17 protein-coding genes are annotated in these 16,983 nt (G+C 70.7%); 8 read left to right on the top strand and 9 right to left on the bottom strand.

The genetic code is table 11. The features are described from left to right. Positions 1–6: 6 nt before the first annotated feature. Positions 7–219: a DUF397 domain-containing protein gene (locus OHB56_RS14495; RefSeq protein ID WP_406353678.1), complete on the bottom strand. Its 213-nt coding sequence runs from the start codon at positions 217–219 to the stop codon at positions 7–9. After that, positions 201–1,034, bottom strand: a complete 834-nt coding sequence (locus OHB56_RS14490; protein ID WP_406353676.1) for a helix-turn-helix domain-containing protein — start codon at positions 1,032–1,034, stop codon at positions 201–203. Before OHB56_RS14490 ends, OHB56_RS14495 begins: the two co-directional genes overlap by 19 nt. A gap of 126 nt (positions 1,035–1,160) precedes the next feature. Between OHB56_RS14490 and OHB56_RS14485 the strand changes: the two genes are divergently transcribed. The 6 genes from OHB56_RS14485 (at position 1,161) to OHB56_RS14460 (ending at position 6,738) form a co-directional block, all read left to right on the top strand. Continuing rightward, entirely contained in the window at positions 1,161–1,379 is a 219-nt protein-coding gene (locus tag OHB56_RS14485) for a hypothetical protein (RefSeq protein ID WP_055627470.1), read from the top strand. Further along, positions 1,376–1,591 carry a hypothetical protein gene (locus tag OHB56_RS14480; protein WP_406353674.1) on the top strand — a complete coding sequence of 72 codons (216 nt, stop codon included), beginning with the start codon at positions 1,376–1,378 and terminating at the stop codon, positions 1,589–1,591. Before OHB56_RS14485 ends, OHB56_RS14480 begins: the two co-directional genes overlap by 4 nt. A gap of 289 nt (positions 1,592–1,880) precedes the next feature. After that, complete coding sequence (locus OHB56_RS14475) at positions 1,881–2,864, top strand: LacI family DNA-binding transcriptional regulator (RefSeq protein WP_406353673.1); 984 nt, start codon at positions 1,881–1,883, stop codon at positions 2,862–2,864. 96 nt (positions 2,865–2,960) lie between these two features. After that, on the top strand, positions 2,961–5,063 hold the full coding sequence (locus tag OHB56_RS14470; protein WP_406353671.1) for a glycoside hydrolase family 3 N-terminal domain-containing protein: 2,103 nt from the start codon (positions 2,961–2,963) through the stop codon (positions 5,061–5,063). Positions 5,064–5,120: 57 nt separating this feature from the next. After that, the gene (recO, locus tag OHB56_RS14465; RefSeq protein WP_055592238.1) at positions 5,121–5,867 is read left to right on the top strand and encodes a DNA repair protein RecO; all 747 of its coding nucleotides are present in this window, start codon (positions 5,121–5,123) and stop codon (positions 5,865–5,867) included. Positions 5,868–5,901: 34 nt separating this feature from the next. Further along, on the top strand, positions 5,902–6,738 hold the full coding sequence (locus tag OHB56_RS14460) for an isoprenyl transferase (protein WP_326752652.1): 837 nt from the start codon (positions 5,902–5,904) through the stop codon (positions 6,736–6,738). 67 nt (positions 6,739–6,805) lie between these two features. On the opposite strand, the gene OHB56_RS14455 is transcribed toward OHB56_RS14460, so the two are convergent. The 4 genes from OHB56_RS14455 to OHB56_RS14440 form a co-directional block, all read right to left on the bottom strand. Continuing rightward, a complete protein-coding gene (locus OHB56_RS14455; protein WP_406353669.1) occupies positions 6,806–7,228 on the bottom strand; it encodes a Fur family transcriptional regulator in 423 nt (140 codons plus the stop codon). Between the two features lie 64 nt (positions 7,229–7,292). Next, positions 7,293–8,195 carry a metal ABC transporter permease gene (locus OHB56_RS14450; protein WP_055592251.1) on the bottom strand — a complete coding sequence of 301 codons (903 nt, stop codon included), beginning with the start codon at positions 8,193–8,195 and terminating at the stop codon, positions 7,293–7,295. A gap of 6 nt (positions 8,196–8,201) precedes the next feature. Then, on the bottom strand, positions 8,202–9,005 hold the full coding sequence (locus OHB56_RS14445) for a metal ABC transporter ATP-binding protein (RefSeq protein WP_326752650.1): 804 nt from the start codon (positions 9,003–9,005) through the stop codon (positions 8,202–8,204). Positions 9,006–9,048: 43 nt separating this feature from the next. Further along, a complete protein-coding gene (locus OHB56_RS14440; RefSeq protein WP_406353666.1) occupies positions 9,049–10,032 on the bottom strand; it encodes a metal ABC transporter substrate-binding protein in 984 nt (327 codons plus the stop codon). 184 nt (positions 10,033–10,216) lie between these two features. On the opposite strand from OHB56_RS14440, the gene OHB56_RS14435 reads away from it, so the two are divergent. Continuing rightward, positions 10,217–11,599: a glycine--tRNA ligase gene (locus OHB56_RS14435; protein WP_055592243.1), complete on the top strand. Its 1,383-nt coding sequence runs from the start codon at positions 10,217–10,219 to the stop codon at positions 11,597–11,599. Positions 11,600–11,708: 109 nt separating this feature from the next. Here OHB56_RS14435 and OHB56_RS14430 read toward each other — a convergent pair whose 3' ends face one another. Continuing rightward, positions 11,709–11,915 carry a hypothetical protein gene (locus tag OHB56_RS14430; RefSeq protein ID WP_055592244.1) on the bottom strand — a complete coding sequence of 69 codons (207 nt, stop codon included), beginning with the start codon at positions 11,913–11,915 and terminating at the stop codon, positions 11,709–11,711. Between the two features lie 183 nt (positions 11,916–12,098). Continuing rightward, positions 12,099–13,544 carry an MFS transporter gene (locus tag OHB56_RS14425; protein ID WP_326752648.1) on the bottom strand — a complete coding sequence of 482 codons (1,446 nt, stop codon included), beginning with the start codon at positions 13,542–13,544 and terminating at the stop codon, positions 12,099–12,101. A 78-nt stretch (positions 13,545–13,622) separates the two neighbouring features. Between OHB56_RS14425 and dusB the strand changes: the two genes are divergently transcribed. Then, positions 13,623–14,813 (top strand): tRNA dihydrouridine synthase DusB, encoded by a 1,191-nt coding sequence (dusB, locus tag OHB56_RS14420; protein ID WP_326752646.1) that lies wholly within the window; start codon positions 13,623–13,625, stop codon positions 14,811–14,813. Between the two features lie 30 nt (positions 14,814–14,843). Here the strand turns inward: dusB and OHB56_RS14415 are convergent, their stop codons facing one another. After that, a complete protein-coding gene (locus OHB56_RS14415) occupies positions 14,844–16,691 on the bottom strand; it encodes a CDP-alcohol phosphatidyltransferase (RefSeq protein WP_406353663.1) in 1,848 nt (615 codons plus the stop codon). Positions 16,692–16,983: the final 292 nt, after the last annotated feature.

Here is a 16,983-nt window from a genome sequence, read left to right as displayed (position 1 = left end):
GGGGGTTTACCCCCGGGCCGGACGCCCCTCAGTGACGGCGCTCATGAACTCCGTCCAGGCCGCCGCGCCGATGACCAGGACGGGGCCGGCGGTCACTTTGCTGTCCCGGACGGGGACGATGCCGGGGAAGTCGTAGGCGGCTTCGACGCAGTTGCCGCCGTTCCCGTCGCTGTAGGTGCTCTTGCGCCAGCGTGCTTCGCTCAGGTCGTACTCGCGCATCGTCTGAAGCCCTCCGCCGCCGAGTGGATCAGGTCCAGGGACAGCTCTGGTGACAGCGCGTCCGCCCTGAGCAGATCGTATGCCGACTGTGCTCGCTGCACCACGGCTGGATCGTCCAGCAGGTTCCCCGAATACACGGCTTCTGTATAGGCGGTGGCGGGTGCATCATCGAACTCCATGAGTCGAAGATCCCCTGTCATCACGGGGTACGCGCCAGCCGTATAGGGCAGCACCTGCACCAGCACCGACCGCTCGCGCGCGAGCCCCGCGACCTGCCCCAGTTGTTCTGCCATGACTGCCGCCCCGCCCACCGGGATGCGCAGCACGTTCTCGTGCAGGATCGCCCAGTAGACCGGCCGTGTGGCGTCCTTGAGGAGCCGCCCTCGTTCGATGCGTCCCGATACCTTTTCGTCGACCGACTCCTCCGGCGCGAAGGGGGTCATGGCCAGCGTGACCGCCCGCGCATAGGCCGGTGTCTGCAACAGTCCGGGAATCAGCGCCGGAGCGAACTCGCAGATCTTCGTTGCCAGTGTCTCCAGCTCCGCCGCCTTGGCGAAATAATCCGCATACCGGCGGTCGTCGATCAGCTTCCTGCACAGCCGCTCGAAAATACCGTCGGTTTGGAGTGTCTCGTCGATCCGCTGAGCCACGTCCAATTGAGGTTTCCGAATAGCCTGTTCGAATTGGCCGATGTAGCCCCCCGACACGAACACCCGCGCCCCCAGCTCCACCTGCGTGAACCCCGACTCCTCCCGGCGTCTCCTCAGTTCCGTGCCGAAGAACTCCCATGCCGCTTGGCGTGAACCGTTGGCCATTGCTGACCCCTTTCCCAACCCATTTGTGCAGCCCGTTACTTGTAGGGCGCAAAACTCTTCCGAGTGTAGGTTCCGGAGGGCACATTAAGGACAGGAAGCGTGAAAGCCGAAGAGAAGGGGGCCAGGGTGAAGGAACGGCACTCGGCGCTCTGCGTCGAAGAAGCGGAGGACGTGGTGAAAGAATTGCGGGCGTTACTCGCGAAGACCGGAATTGCTCTGCCGTCACTGGGGCTGGACCCGGTGAGTCTTGCGCGGGAGGCGCCCTGTCCGCTCGTCGACCTGGGGCGATGTTCCGTGGAGACCGCACGGCGGCTCGCGGCCGTGATGGCCGTGGCAGCGCGATGAAGCCGCCGGTCGGCGTGTACGTCGTGGACATCCGGACCGAGAGGATCGGCATCGTGATGGGGCATGAGGGGCCCTACGTCCAGCTGAGGCCGTACGGCGGCGGCCGGGAGTGGGACGCCGAGCCGGTCGAGGTGCGCCGGGCGACGCCCGCCGAGCGGCTGCGCGCGGCGACCGCGTACGCCAACGCGCGCAGCCGGGGGGAGCTGCCTTGACGTAGGCAGGGCCTGCCGCGCATGTCCGTCCGTGGGGTCCGGTGTGCGTCGGACCCCACGCCCCGCGGGTGTGCGCCGGGCGATGAAACGAATGAAACACGATGAAAAGCTTTTCATCGCTTCGGAGTTGGCCGAACCAGTTCAGTGAGGATGCGCTGACCTGGGGAAACTCGCAGCGCTTCACAGGTGTATGAAATTTCTACGGCACAGGTGTTGACCCGGATCCACAAAGGATTTCAGACTCCTCCCACGCAGATCGGAGGGTCAGGTGCCAACAACGATCCGGGACGTGGCGAAGGCCGCGGGGGTCTCGCCGGCCACCGTGTCCCGTGCGCTGGGCATGTCGGAGCTGGTCACGCCGGCGACGCGGGAGCGTGTGCGCGCCGTGGCCGCCCGCTTGGGCTACGCCCCCAACCGGGCCGCGCGCGGCCTGATCACGGGCCGTACGGGCAACGTGGGACTGGTCGTGCCCGACCTGCTCAACCCGATCTTCCCCAGCGTGATCAAGGCGATCCAGGCGCGGGGCCGCGAGACGGACTATGCGGTGTTCATCGCCGACACCGACGAGAACGCCGCGGCGGAACGGGACCTGGTCCGCGCGCTGGCCCAGCAGGTCGACGGCGTCATCCTGTGCGCACCCCGGGCGGACGAGGCGCAGTTGTCGCAGCTGGCCGCCGGGACCGAACTGGTCACGGTGTTCCGCAGGGTGGAGGGGATCCCCGCGGTCACCGTGGACGACGCGGACGGCACGCGGCAGATCGTCGAGCATCTGGCGGCGCTCGGGCACCGCCGGCTCGTCTGGGTCGGCGGCCCGGCCGCGTCGTGGTCGAACCGTCGGCGCGCGGCGGGCCTGCGGGCCGCGACGGAGCGGCTGGGGCTGGAACTCGCGGAGGTGGGGTGGTTCCCGCCGTACTACGACGGCGGCGTGGCGGCGGCCGACCTGGTCCTCGCCTCCGGGGCCACCGCCGCGGTCGTGTACAACGACACCATGGCCCTGGGTCTGTTGGCGAGGCTGCACGCCCGGGGCGTCCGCATCCCCGGGGAGCTGAGCGTCGTCGGCATCGACGGCATCCCGATGGCGGGCATGGCCCACCCCGCCCTGACCACGGTCCAGGTCCCGGCGCAGGCGGTGGGACGGGCCGCGGTCGACCTGATGCTCGACCGCCTGCGGGACCCGGAGCAGCCGGCGGCCCACCGCCGCGAGCTGCCCGTCCACCTTGTCGTGCGCGACTCCACCGGCAGCGTCCCCGGCAGCACGCCCGAGAAGAAGTAGGCCCCGCAAGAAGCAGGCCCCCGCCCCGACCGTGTACGAGCAGCCGCCGCGGTCGTGACCGGCAGCACTCATCACCCCATGGCAAGGAGTTCAGCGATGCGTTCGTCGCCGCATGTCCGAAAGGTCGGAACCGCCCGGAGGCTGGGGCTGGCCCTGGTCGCCGTCCTCCCGTTGGCGATCGTCCCGCACGGCACCGCCGCCGCCGGGAACGCCGGGGGTCACGGAGGGTCCGGTAAGGGCGGGAAGCCGTCCGTCGAATCCCGGGTCAAGGACCTCCTCAGCCGGGGTGGCGACCGGTTCCGGGACCTCAACGACAACGGCCGCCTGGACCCGTACGAGAACTGGCGCCTGCCCTCGAAGCTGCGCGCCCACGATCTCGTCGGGCGGATGACCACCGAGGAGAAGGCGGGGACGATGCTCATCTCCACCTTCGACGACACCACGAGCCGCACCGGGCTCGGCGAGGACCACCTGCGCTACTTCATCGTGCGCGACGATCCCGAGCCGAAGGACCTCGCGCAGCGCAACAACGAGTTCCAGGAGCTCGCAGAAGCCTCACGGCTCGGCATCCCGGTCGTGATGACGTCCAACCCCCGCAACCATGTGAACCCCAGCCGCACCATCGGCCACGCCGAGGCCGGCGGACAGCTCTCCACCTGGCCCGGCGAACTGGGTCTGGCCGCCACCCGCGACCCGCGGATCGTCCGGGACTTCGCTCGGACCGCCGCCAGGGAATGGCGCGCCGTCGGCATCCAGAAGGGCTACATGTACATGGCCGACATCGCCACCGAGCCGCGCTGGACGCGGACCGACGGCACGTTCGGCGAGAACCCGCGGCTCGCGGCGGACATGATCAGCGCGGTGGTGAAGGGCTTCCAGGGCAAGGAGCTCGGCCCGCACAGCGTCGCGCAGACCACCAAGCACGCCCCCGGCGGCGGCCCCCGGGTCGAGGGCAAGGACCCGCACCACCCCTGGGGCCAGACCAACGAGTACCCGACCGCGGGCAGCCTGGCGAAGTACCACCTGCCGCCCATGCAGGCCGCGATCGACGCCGGCTCGACGTCGGTCATGCCGTACTACGCCCGCCCGGAGAACGACGGCAGCGCGCCCCAGCTGCCGAAGAAGCTCTGGTACACCGAGAAACAGCAGTTCGAGGAGGTCGGCTTCGCCTTCAACAAGCCGATCCTCCAGGACCTGGTGCGCGACGAGATGGGCTTCGACGGCTACATCAACTCCGACACCGGCGTCATTGGCGACCGGGCCTGGGGCGTCGAGCACCTCACCGAGGCCGAGCAGTACGCCAAGGCGATCCACGCCGGCACGAACCTCTTCTCCGGCGGATCCGACGTGGCCCCGCTGATCGAGGCGATCGAGACCCGGCTCGTGACGAAGAAGCAGATCGACCGCTCCGTGACCTACCTGCTCACCGAGATGTTCGACCTCGGCCTGTTCGAGGACCCCTACACCGACCCGGACCGCGCGCAGCGCATCGCCGACGACCCCGCCTCGCAGGCCAGGGCGGACGAGGCGCACCGCAAGTCCGTCGTGCTGCTGCGCAACGACGAGCGGCGCGGCGGCCGGTCCGTGCTCCCCCTCACCGACCAGCAGGCCGGTGCCGTCAAGCTCTACGTCGAGGTCTTCCAGGAGCGGGACTCCGACACGCAGACCACGGCACTGCGCAAGCTGATCCACGAGTACGACCCGGCCCTCACGCTGGTCGACGACCCGGCGGACGCCACCCACGCCTACCTCCACGTGGCGCCCAGCCTGGCCTGGAGCGAGGACGACACGGAGGACGACGGGCCGTCCATCGAGCTGCGGAAGGACTCCGACACCGGCATCGACTCCGAGCGCATCCTGGCCCTCCAGGAGCAGATCGACACCGTCGTCCTCAACGTCAACATGGTCAACCCGTGGCTGATCCACGAGATCGAGCCGGGCGCCGACGCGGTCCTGGCCACCTTCCACACCACGCACGAGGCCGCCCTCGACGTGATCCGGGGACGCTTCGACCCGTCCGGCAAGCTGCCGTTCGGCATCCCGGCCGACCTGGCGGCGGTGGAGCGCAACGCCTCGGACGTGCCCAGCTACGACGAGGGCTACGACTACGCGTACCGGAACGCGGCGGGCGACAGGTACTCCTACGGCTTCGGACTGGGCCTGGGCCTCGACCGACCCGGCCCGCCCCGACGCGGTTGAGCCGGCCCGCCCCGACGCGGTGCCACGGGAGCCCGGCGCGTACGCGAGAATGGGCGCATGAGTCTGTTCCGCGACGACGGCGTGGTGCTGCGCACCCAGAAGCTGGGTGAAGCGGACCGGATCATCACTCTGCTCACGCGCGGTCACGGGCGCGTACGTGCCGTGGCGAGGGGCGTGCGCCGGACGAAGTCCAAGTTCGGCGCACGCCTCGAACCGTTCTCCCACGTGGACGTGCAGTTCTTCTCCAAGGGCAGCGAACTGATCGGGCGCGGCCTCCCGCTGTGCACGCAGAGCGAGACCATCGCGCCGTACGGCGGCGGGATCGTCACCGACTACGCCCGCTACACCGCCGGAACGGCCATGCTGGAGACCGCCGAGCGGTTCACCGACCACGAGGGCGAGCCGGCCGTCCAGCAGTATCTGCTGCTCGTCGGCGCCCTGCGGACCCTCGCCCGCGGCGAGCACGCACCGCATCTCGTCCTCGACGCGTTCCTGCTGCGCTCCCTCGCCGTCAACGGCTACGCCCCGACCTTCGGCGACTGCGCGAAGTGCGGGCTGCCCGGACCGAACCGGTTCTTCTCGGTCGCCTCCGGCGGTTCCGTCTGCGCCGACTGCCGGGTGCCCGGCAGCGTCGTGCCCTCGCCGCAGGCCCTGGAACTGCTCGGCGCGCTGCTCGCGGGAGACTGGGAGACGGCGGACGCGTCCGAGGCGCGGTACGTCCGGGAGGGGAGCGGGCTGGTGTCCGCGTACCTCCACTGGCACCTGGAGCGCGGGTTGCGCTCCCTGCGGTACGTCGAAAAATAAGCACGACACGTCAGTACGAGGAGACGAGAAGCACATGGACGTACGCGGGTTCCTGGGGCGTCAGCGCAGGGAGTACAAGACGCCGGTACCGCACCCCTCCGGCGCGCGGCCTCCGAAGTTTCCCAGTGAGCTGGTCCCCAAGCACGTGGCGATCGTGATGGACGGCAACGGCCGCTGGGCCAAGGAGCGGGGCCTGCCGCGCACCGAGGGCCACAAGGTCGGCGCCGAGCGCGTGCTGGACGTGCTCCAGGGCGGGATCGAGATGGGCGTCGGCGCCATCTCGCTGTACGCCTTCTCCACCGAGAACTGGAAGCGCTCGCCGGACGAGGTGCGCTTCCTGATGAACTTCAACCGCGACTTCATCCGCAAGTCCCGCGACGAGCTCGACGAGCTGGGCGTGCGGGTGCGCTGGGTGGGGCGGATGCCCAAGCTGTGGAAGTCGGTCGCCAAGGAACTCCAGATCGCGCAGGAGCAGACCAAGGACAACGACCGGCTCACCCTGTACTTCTGCATGAACTACGGCGGCCGCGCCGAGATCGCCGACGCGGCGCAGGCGCTGGCCGAGGACGTGAAGGCGGGGCGTCTCGACCCGGCGAAGGTCAACGAGAAGACGCTGCAGAACTACATGTACTACCCGGACATGCCGGACGTGGACCTGTTCCTGCGGCCGAGCGGTGAGCAGCGCACGTCCAACTACCTGTTGTGGCAGAGCGCCTACGCGGAGATGGTCTTCCAGGACGTCCTGTGGCCGGACTTCGACCGCCGGGACCTGTGGCGCGCGTGCCTCGAATTCGCCTCCCGGGACCGGCGCTTCGGCGGCGCGATCCCGAACGAGGAACTGCTCGCCATGGAGGGCAAGCAGGAACAGTGAGGGAGCAGGCGTGAACCCGGAGAGGGGCGCGGAGGTCACCTCCGCGCCCCTCTCCGTGTCCGGGGTCTCAGCTGCCGCTCGCCGCCGCCGCGCACTCCGCGCAGGTCCCGAAGATCTCCACGGTGTGGGCCACGTTGACGTAGCCGTGCTCGGCGGCGATGGCCTCCGCCCAGGTCTCCACGGCCGGGCCCTCGACCTCGACCGCCTTGCCGCAGCTGCGGCAGACCAGGTGGTGGTGATGTTCGCCGGTGGAGCAGCGGCGGTAGACGGACTCGCCGTCGGCAGTGCGCAGCACGTCCACCTCGCCGGCGTCGGCGAGGGACTGCAAGGTGCGGTAGACCGTGGTGAGTCCCACCGAGTCGCCCTTGTGCTTGAGCACGTCGTGCAGCTCCTGCGCGCTGCGGAACTCGTCGACGTCCTGGAGCGCAGCCGCCACAGCGGCCCGCTGCCTGGTGGCGCGGCCCTTCACAGGCGGTCCAGCGGTGGTCACCGGTTTCCTCCTCAGTCTGCCTCTGCTCTGCCGCGGCCATTGTGCCAGGCCGGACAGAAGGCGGTCAGACGCCGGCCTCGCCGGTCGGCTTCCGGCCGGCCGGTACGGCGCACTCGGCCGGGTCCGGCACGGGTTGCGCGGCGGCCAGCGCGCGGGCGCGGCGGCGGGCCAGCGGAGTGGCCAGGACGGTCAGCGCGATGAACGCGGCGATCGTCAGCAGCACGATCGTCGCCCCGGGCGGCACGTCCTGGTAGTACGAGGTGACCGTGCCGCCGATGGTCACGCTCACGCCGATCGCGACGGCGATGGCGAAGGTGGCGGCGAAACTGCGGCTGAGCGCCTGGGCGGCGGCGACGGGCACGACCATGAGCGCGCTCACCAGCAGCAGGCCCACCACGCGCATCGCGACGGTGACGGTGACCGCCGCCGTGACCGCGGTGAGCAGGTTCAGGAACCGCACCGGCAGGCCCGTGACCCGCGCGAACTCCTCGTCCTGGCTGACCGCGAACAGCTGGCGGCGCAGACCGACGGTGACCAGCACCACGAACGCGGCCAGCAGGCAGATGGCCGTCACGTCGGACTCGGAGACCGTCGACAGGGAGCCGAACAGGTACGAGGTGAGGTTCGCGTTGGAGCCGGTCGGGGCGAGGTTGATGAACATCACGCCGCCCGCCATACCGCCGTAGAACAGCATCGCGAGGGCGATGTCACCGCGGGCCTTGCCGTACCAGCGGATCAGTTCCATCAGGACGGCGCCGAGGACGGAGACCAGGGTCGCCATCCACACCGGCGACCAGGAGAGCAGGAAGCCGAGGCCGACGCCGGTCATCGCGACGTGCCCGATGCCGTCGCCCATGAGGGCCTGGCGGCGCTGGACGAGGTAGATGCCGACCGCGGGGGCGGTGATGCCGACCAGGACGGCCGCCAGCAGGGCCCGCTGCATGAAGGCGTAGTTCAGGAGGTCCATCAGCAATCAGCTCAGCAGTCCCGTGCGGATCGGTTCGGCGCCCGCCGGTGCGTGCGGGTGTACGTGGTCGTGGCCGGGCAGCGCGTGCTGGCCGACGGCCTTGGGGGGCGGGCCGTCGTGCATCACGCAGCCGTCGCGCAGGACGACCGCCCGGTCGATCAGGGGCTCCAGCGGGCCCAGCTCGTGCAGCACGAGCAGGACGGTGGTGCCCCGGTCGACCTGCTGGCGCAGGATCTGCGCGAGCACCTCCTGGCTGGCCAGGTCGACGCCCGCCATCGGCTCGTCCAGGATCAGCAGCTCGGGTTCGGCGGCGAGCGCGCGGGCGATCAGCACCCGCTGGTGCTGGCCGCCGGAGAGCGCGTCCACGGAGTCCTTCGCCCGGTCCGCCATGCCGACGAGGTCCAGCGCGCGGCGTACGGCCTCGCGGTCGGCCTTGCGGAACACGCCGAAGCGGGTGCGGGAGAGACGGCCGGAGGCGACCACCTCGGTCAGGGTGGCGGGCACGCCGCCCGCGGCCGTGGTGCGCTGCGGGACGTATCCCACGCGCGCCCAGTCACGGAAGCGGCGCTGCGGGGTGCCGAACAGCTCGATCTCGCCGGTGCCGGCCGGCACCTGGCCGATGACGCTGCGCACGGTCGTCGACTTGCCGGAGCCGTTGGCGCCGAGCAGGGCGACGACCTCGCCGCGGCGCACGGTGAGGTCGATGCCGCGCAGCACGGGGCGCGAGCCCAGCTCGGCGTGGACGCCGCGCAGGGAGATGACGGGCTCGGTCCTCGGCGTCGACAGGGCGGGCTCGGTGTTCGTCGTCATGCTGCCGCCTTCCGGTGGGTCGGTCGGCCGGCCGGGCGGCCGGTCATGCGGATCCCAGAGCCGTCTGCAGGGCCTTCAGATTGGACTCCATGACCTCGAAGTAGTCGGCGCCGCGGGAGCTGTCGGTGATGCCCTCGAGGGGGTCGAGGACGTCCGTCTTCAGTCCGGCGTCCTTGGCGACCGTCTTCGCGGTGTCGTCGCTCACCAGTGTCTCGTAGAAGACGGTGGTCACGCCGTCGGCCCCGGCCGTCTCGGTGAGCTCCTTCACGCGGGCCGCGCTGGGCTCGGACTCGGGGTCGAGGCCGTTGATGGCCTCCTCGGTCAGGCCGTAGCGCTCGGCGAAGTAGCCGAAGGAGGCGTGGGTGGTGATGAAGACGTCGGTCTTCCGGTCCTTCAGGCCCGCCTCGAGCGTGGTGTCCAGCTCGTTCAGCTTGCCGACGAGGGTGTCGGTGTTCTTCCGGTAGTCGGCGGCGTGGTCGGGGTCGGCCTTCTCGAAGGCCTTGCCGACGCCCTCGGCGACTTCGGCGTACTTGACCGGGTCGAGCCAGACGTGGGGGTCCTTGCCGCCCTCGGTCTCGTGGCTGTGGCCCTCGTGCCCGCCCTCGTCCTCGTGGGCGTGGTCCTCGTCCCCGTGGCCGTCCTCGGCGCCGTGCGTCTCCAGGGTGGTCAGGGTGGCGGCGTCGATCTTCGTCTTCACCCCGGACTGGCGGATGGCCTCGTCGACGTTGGGCTGCAGGCCCTTGAGGTAGAGCGCCGCGTCGGTCTCCTCGAGCTGCGCGGTCTGCTTGGCGCTGATCTCCAGGTCGTGCGGTTCCTGGCCGGGCTGGGTCAGGCTGGTGACGTTCACGTGGTCGCCGCCGATCTGCTCGGCCAGGAACGCCATCGGGTAGAAGGAGGCGACGACGTCGAACTTCCCGGTGTTGCCCGCGGCGGCGCTGCCGGAGGAGCAGGCGGACAGGGTGCCCAGGGCGAGCGCGGTGACCGCGGTCACCGCGCTCGCGGGTATGAGGCGTCGTCGTACGTTCATGACTCCCATTTTCAACTAATATGGAAACCGTTGTCAACAAGGGGGGTGGAGGGCCCGCGTCGGAGGACCCCGGGCCCTTGGCGAGGGCCCCGAATTGGTCGGGGGGCGGGGCCCGCCGGTAGCCTGAGTGCTTCGCTGGAAGCAATCTCGCTTCGTCGCCCGTCGTCGTAATGAAGAGAGCACCGTGGCCGCCGACAAGATCGACACCATCGTCAGCCTGAGCAAGCGCCGAGGCTTCGTATTCCCCTGCAGTGAGATCTACGGCGGCCAGCGTGCCGCCTGGGACTACGGGCCGTTGGGTGTCGAGCTCAAGGAGAACCTCAAGCGCCAGTGGTGGCGCTACATGGTGACGTCGCGTGAGGACGTCGTGGGGATCGACTCGTCGGTGATCCTGGCCCCCGAGGTGTGGGTCGCCTCCGGTCACGTCGCCACCTTCTCGGACCCGCTCACCGAATGCACCGCCTGTCACAAGCGGTTCCGCGCGGACCACCTGGAAGAGGCGTACGAGGAGAAGAAGGGCCGCGCCCCGGAGAACGGCCTCGCCGACATCAACTGCCCCAACTGCGGCAACAAGGGCCAGTTCACCGAGCCCAAGCAGTTCTCGGGCCTGCTCTCCACCCACCTCGGCCCGACGCAGGACTCCGGCTCCGTCGCCTACCTGCGCCCCGAGACCGCCCAGGGCATCTTCACCAACTTCGCCCAGGTGCAGACCACCTCGCGCCGCAAGCCGCCGTTCGGCATCGCCCAGATCGGCAAGTCCTTCCGCAACGAGATCACGCCCGGCAACTTCATCTTCCGCACCCGCGAGTTCGAGCAGATGGAGATGGAGTTCTTCGTCAAGCCGGGCGAGGACGAGCAGTGGCAGGAATACTGGATGGAGCAGCGCTGGAACTGGTACACCGGCCTCGGCATGCGCGAGGAGAACATGCGGTGGTACGACCACCCGAAGGAGAAGCTCTCCCACTACTCCAAGCGCACCGCTGACATCGAGTACCGCTTCCAGTTCGGCGGCAGCGAGTGGGGCGAGCTCGAGGGCGTCGCCAACCGCACCGACTACGACCTCGGCGCCCACTCCAAGGCCTCCGGACAGGACCTCTCCTACTTCGACCAGGAGGCCGGCGAGCGCTGGACGCCGTACGTCATCGAGCCGGCGGCCGGTCTCGGCCGGGCGATGCTCGCCTTCCTGATCGACGCCTACGTCGAGGACGAGGCGCCCAACGCCAAGGGCAAGCTGGAGAAGCGCACGGTGCTGCGTCTCGACCCGCGCCTGGCCCCGGTGAAGGTCGCGGTGCTCCCGCTCTCCCGCAACCCGGAGCTGTCGCCGAAGGCCAAGGGCCTCGCCCAGGCGCTGCGGCAGAACTGGAACATCGAGTTCGACGACGCCGGCGCCATCGGCCGCCGCTACCGCCGCCAGGACGAGATCGGTACGCCGTTCTGCGTCACGGTCGACTTCGACACGCTCGAGGACAACGCGGTGACCGTGCGCGAGCGCGACACCATGAAGCAGGAGCGGGTCTCCCTCGACCAGATCGAGGGCTACCTGGCGAGCCGCCTGGTCGGCTGCTGACGCCGTAGGCCCGGTCCGGCGTGATCCGCCGGACGGACCCTGACACGGTCGACACCGTCGACTTCGTCGAGCCGCCCCGGACCGCGCTTCCCGCGCGGTCCGGGGCGGCTCATCTCTCCGTGGGGTCCACCGTCGCCTGGTGGGCCTCCACCAGGTGTTCCTGCGCCTTCAGCCAGGGCAGGAACTGGGCGCGTCGGCGCCAGTCGCAGGTCTCGCAGCTGATCGTGCGCTGCACACCGGTGCGCCGGACCCGTACGACGTGTTCCCGGCCGTGCTGGTCCCAGCGGCTGACCTTGCTCGTGTCGATCTGGGGCATGAGGCCTCCGGCATCCGTGGTCGTCGTCGCGGTACCTGTCGCCCCCGATCGGGGACGACAAGGAGTCTGCGGCAAGAACAACATCAACGGGGGCTCTCCGCGGGCGAATTCGGTGGAGACCCGGCCCGTACGGGAGGGGGCGTCCGGTGACGCGCGAGCGCGCCTTCACCCGGGGCCGTGTGCTCAGGCGTCCGCTCCGGCCGCCTCGCGGATCTCCGCCGACTCCAGCCGCTCGGCCGTCCGCCGCGCGGTCGCGCGGGCCCAGCGGCCCGAGGTCGCCGCGCCCACCACCAGCACCGCGAGCCCGCACGCGGTGAGGATCCACCAGCCGGGCCGCGAGGCCTCCGTGAAGCTCTCCGCGTACGACGAGGAGCCCACCCCGGCCGCCAGCACCGCGCCGATCACCGCGACGCCGAGCGCCTGGCCCAGCTGCCGGCTGGTGGAGGCCACCGCCGAGGCCACCCCGGCCTGGGCGCGGGGCATGCCGGAGACGGCGGTGTTGGTGATGGGCGCGTTGACGAAGCCGAAGCCGACACCGAACAGGACGTACCCGACGGCCAGCGTGGTGTTGGACGTCTCGGCCTCGAAGAGGGCGAACAGGAGTCCGGCCGCCGTCATCGCGCCGCCCGCGATCAGCAGCGGAAGCCGGGGTCCCCGGTTGCCGACCAGCCGGCCGGAGAGCGGGGCGCACAGGAACGTCGGGAGGGCCATGGGGAGCATCCACAGCCCGGCCTCCAGGGCGCTCAGGCCCCGTACGTTCTGCAGATAGAGCGTCGACAGGAACAGGAACCCGCCGAGCGAGGCGAACGCGCTCACCGCGATCACGGTGGCCCCGCTGAACGGTGCCGAGCGGAAGAAGCGCAGGTCGATAAGGGGTTCGTGGCGCCGGGACTCGTAGCGGAGCAGGGCGACCAGCGACGCGAGCGCGACGGCGCCGAAGGGGACCGTGGTGGAGAGCGACGCGTGCGGTGCCTCGATGATCGCGTACGTCAGCGAGCCGAACAGGGCGATGACCAGCAGCTGGCCCACCGGGTCGGCGCGGCGGGCCTTCGGCGCCCGGGACTCCGGGACGAAGCGCAGGGTGAGGACGAGGGCGGCGAGGCCCACCGGCAGGTTGATCCAGAAGATGGAGCGCCAGCCGACGGAGTCCACCAGCAGGCCCCCGACCAGGGGTCCCGCCGCCATCGACAGGCCGACGACCGCGCCCCACGCGCCGATCGCGCGGGCGCGCTCGCGCGGGTCGGTGAAGGTGTTGGTGATGATCGACATGGCGACCGGGTTGAGCATCGAACCGCCCACCGCCTGCACCATGCGGAAGGCGACCAGCGCGTCCAGGTTCGGCGCGAGCGAGCACAGCAGCGAGCCGAGGGTGAAGACGACCAGGCCCGCCGTGAAGACCCGTCTGCGGCCGATCCGGTCGGCCGTGGAGCCGGCGAGCATGAGCAGCGACGCCAGGACGAGGGTGTACGCGTCGATGGTCCACTGCAGGCCCGAGGTGCTCGCGTCCAGATCCCTCTGGAGCGACGGCAGGGCGACGTTCAGGACCGTGTTGTCCAGGCTCACGAGGAGCAGGCTCATGCAGCAGATCGCGAGTACGAGGAGACGCCGGCGCGGGCTGAGCTCGGACATGCACGCCATCGTACGCGCGGTTCAATAGTGTGGCTAACTAATGACCTGTGCGTGCTCGGTATGCGCGACAATGGGGGAATGTCCACGCCCCCCTCCGCCCCGAACCCGGCCACGGCTCCGCACCCCGCCCCGGCCCCGGCCCCGTCGGACCTGACGATCGGCCCGTACGCGGTCCGGCCGCCCGTCGTGCTGGCCCCCATGGCCGGGATCACCAACGCCCCCTTCCGCACGCTCTGCAGGGAGTTCAGCGGCGGCAAGGGGCTGTTCGTCAGCGAGATGATCACCACCCGGGCGCTGGTCGAACGCAACGAGAAGACCATGCAGCTGATCCACTTCGACGCGAGCGAGACACCGCGCTCGATCCAGCTGTACGGCGTCGACCCGGTGACCGTGGGCAAGGCGGTCCGCATGATCGTCGAGGAGGACCTCGCCGACCACATCGACCTCAACTTCGGCTGCCCGGTACCGAAGGTGACCCGCAAGGGCGGCGGCTCGGCCCTGCCCTACAAGCGGAACCTGCTGCGCTCCATCCTGCGCGAGGCGGTCGCCGGAGCCGGGGACCTGCCGGTCACGATCAAGATGCGCAAGGGCATCGACGACGACCACCTGACCTACCTGGACGCCGGCCGCATCGCCGTGGAAGAGGGCGTGAGCGCCGTCGCCCTGCACGGCCGCACCACCGCCCAGCACTACGGCGGCACCGCCGACTGGGACGCCATCGCCCGGCTCAAGGAGCACGTGCCGGAGATCCCCGTGCTCGGCAACGGCGACATCTGGTCCGCCGACGACGCGCTGCGGATGGTGCGCGAGACCGGCTGCGACGGGGTCGTGGTGGGGCGTGGCTGCCTGGGCCGGCCGTGGCTGTTCGCCGACCTGGTCGCCTCCTTCGAGGGCCGCGACGACTTCCTCCGGCCCACGCTGCGCGAGGTCGCCGACGTCATGGTCCGGCACGCCACCCTGCTCGGCGAGTGGATCGGCGACGAGGCCCGCGGAGTGATCGACTTCCGCAAGCACGTCGCCTGGTACCTGAAGGGCTTCGCGGTCGGCTCCGAGATGCGCAAGCGGCTCGCGATCACCTCGTCCCTCGAGACGCTGCGGGCCGGGCTGGACGAACTGGACCTGGACCAGCCCTGGCCGACCGGCGCCGACGGCCCCCGCGGCCGTACGTCCGGCAACAACCGGGTGGCGCTGCCGGACGGCTGGCTGAAGGACCCGTACGAGTGCGCGGGCGTCGGCGAGGACGCCGAACTCGACACGTCCGGCGGCTGAGCCGGTCCGGGGCGGGGGCGGGGCGCCGGTTCAGTCTCCGGCGGGGTGCGGGACGGAGCCGTACGCCTTCAGGAAGCGGTCCCGGAAGGCGTCCATGCGCCACACGGGCGCGTCCCGGTCCGGCCTGAGCCCCTCCGTCCAGTTCCAGTCGGCGACCTGGTCCAGCACCGCCGGGTCCTTGGCGACGATCGTCACCGGCACGTCCCGGCTCGCCCGCAGGCCGCTGACCCGGGCGATGGGCTGGTGGTCGCCGAGGAAGACGAGGACGGTGTCCTCGGTTCCGTAGCGCTCCAGCCACCGGGTGAGGGCGGTCACCGAGTACTCGACCGACCTGCCGTACTCCTGACGGGACTTGGTGGCATCCGTCATGAGGGCGCCGGGCTCCTTGCCCGCCTTCTGGATGGGGCCGAAGACGGAGCCGTCGCCGAGTTCGTCCCAGCCGACCATCTCGGGCAGCGGCGCCCAGGGCTGGTGGCTGGAGGTCAGGATGATCTCCGCCATCAGGTTCTTGCCCCCCTCGCGCTTCCTGCCGTGCTCCAGGCGCTGGAAGGCCTCGAGCGCGTACTGGTCCGGCATCGTCGACCAGCTGAACTTCGGCCCCCGGTAGCCCATTTCGAAGGCGTCGTAGACCGTGTCGAGGCCGTACCACTCGGCCTCGGGCCAGCCCTTCTGGACGCCCGGCATGACGCCGACGGTGTCCCAGGCCCCGGACTTCCCGAACGCCTTGGTGAGCGTGAGGCGGTCGCTCGCGGTGGCGGTGCGGTAGCGCTGCTGGTTGTCGATCCACAGGCCGGACAGCGCCGTCGAGTGGCCGAGCCAGCTGCTGCCGCCGAACGTCGACGACGTCAGCCAGCCGCTGCGCGCCGCGAACCCCGCCTCGGCGAGCGACTCGGTGCCGGCGTCCAGGGTGCCGGTGACGCCGGGAGCGATCACCGGGTCCTCCAGGGCGGTCCGGCCGTAGCTCTCGATGAACGTGATGAGGACGTCCTTGCCGCGCAGGCCGGGCAGGAGCTGGCCGGACGGCGTGCCCGCGAACGGGTCGGTGCGCGCCACCTTCTCGAACGCCGCCTCGTCGCGCAGCGTGTCCCGCACCCGCTTGCCCTGCACCTTCAGCGCGGCCGCCGCCCGGTCGGAGGCGACCGGCACACCGGATATCTGCACGCCGAGGGCGGCACAGGTGATCCACACGGTGCCCGCGATCAGCGCGCCCCGGGCGGCCCGCGCACGGTGCCGGTCCAGCAGGCAGCTCAGCCGGACCGCGGCGAGTGCCGTGACGACCACCAGGAGCAGGGCGAGGAGGACCGCGCCGACGGCGGCGGCGGTGGCGGTGGCACCGCCCATCGAGTCCTCGACGTAGTGCTGCGCGTCGTCGAGCAGCCCCCAGTCGAGCACCACGTTGAAGCCCCGGCCCAGATACTCGTTGAAGCCGATGTCCAGCACGTTCAGCACGGTCAGTACGGCGATGCCGGACCCGTACAGCGCCGCCGCGACGATCCGCGGGCGGCGCGGCAGGGCGAGCAGCAGCACCGCGCCGATGATCGCCTCGGCCGGAATCCGGGTGAACCGGTTGGGGCGCAGGGCGCCGGCGGTGTTCGGCAGCAGGAGCGCGCCGACGATCAGCGCGGCGGAGAGGCCGTGCAGCGTCCAGCGGGCGGCACGCGCGGCGCGGGGGTGCTCGGCGCGCAGGCGGGCGCAGCGGGTGCGGAGGGTGCGGAGGAGGCGGAGGGCGGGCTTCTTCGAGGTCTCTTCCCCACGCCGTGCTTCCGTCTCTTCCTCAGGGGGCGGGTGCGGGTGCCCTTCTCCCCGTGGATTCTCTTCGGCCGTCCGCGGAGGTTCGGTCGTGCGGGCCGGTCGGCGCAGGCGTGTGAAGACGGGCACCCGGAGGTCCTTCCGTGCAAAACCCGGTGAGGTGGCGGACCCGGTGTGGGGGTCCGGATCCGCCGTAGTTCCGTACGGGTCCGCCGACCGGCGCGTTCAGCGCGGCGGAGGTACGTTCGGAAAACAGGGGGCGAAGGCCGGGCATGCCGTCCGTGGAGCGCAGGTGAGGTGCCTGCACAACCGCCCGCGCGGCCGCCGGGGGAGGCGTACGGGGCGCGTCCGCATGGTGAAATCCCGGCGACTGTGGCAGCGTGATTCTCGCCACCCCTGATAAGGGTTGCGCTCAGATGAG

The organism is Streptomyces sp. NBC_01635, from assembly GCF_045209715.1.
Classification (GTDB): domain Bacteria; phylum Actinomycetota; class Actinomycetes; order Streptomycetales; family Streptomycetaceae; genus Streptomyces; species Streptomyces hirsutus.
The sequence above is the reverse complement of the archived record's forward strand: the minus strand, read 5'-3'. Positions and strand labels throughout refer to the sequence as shown.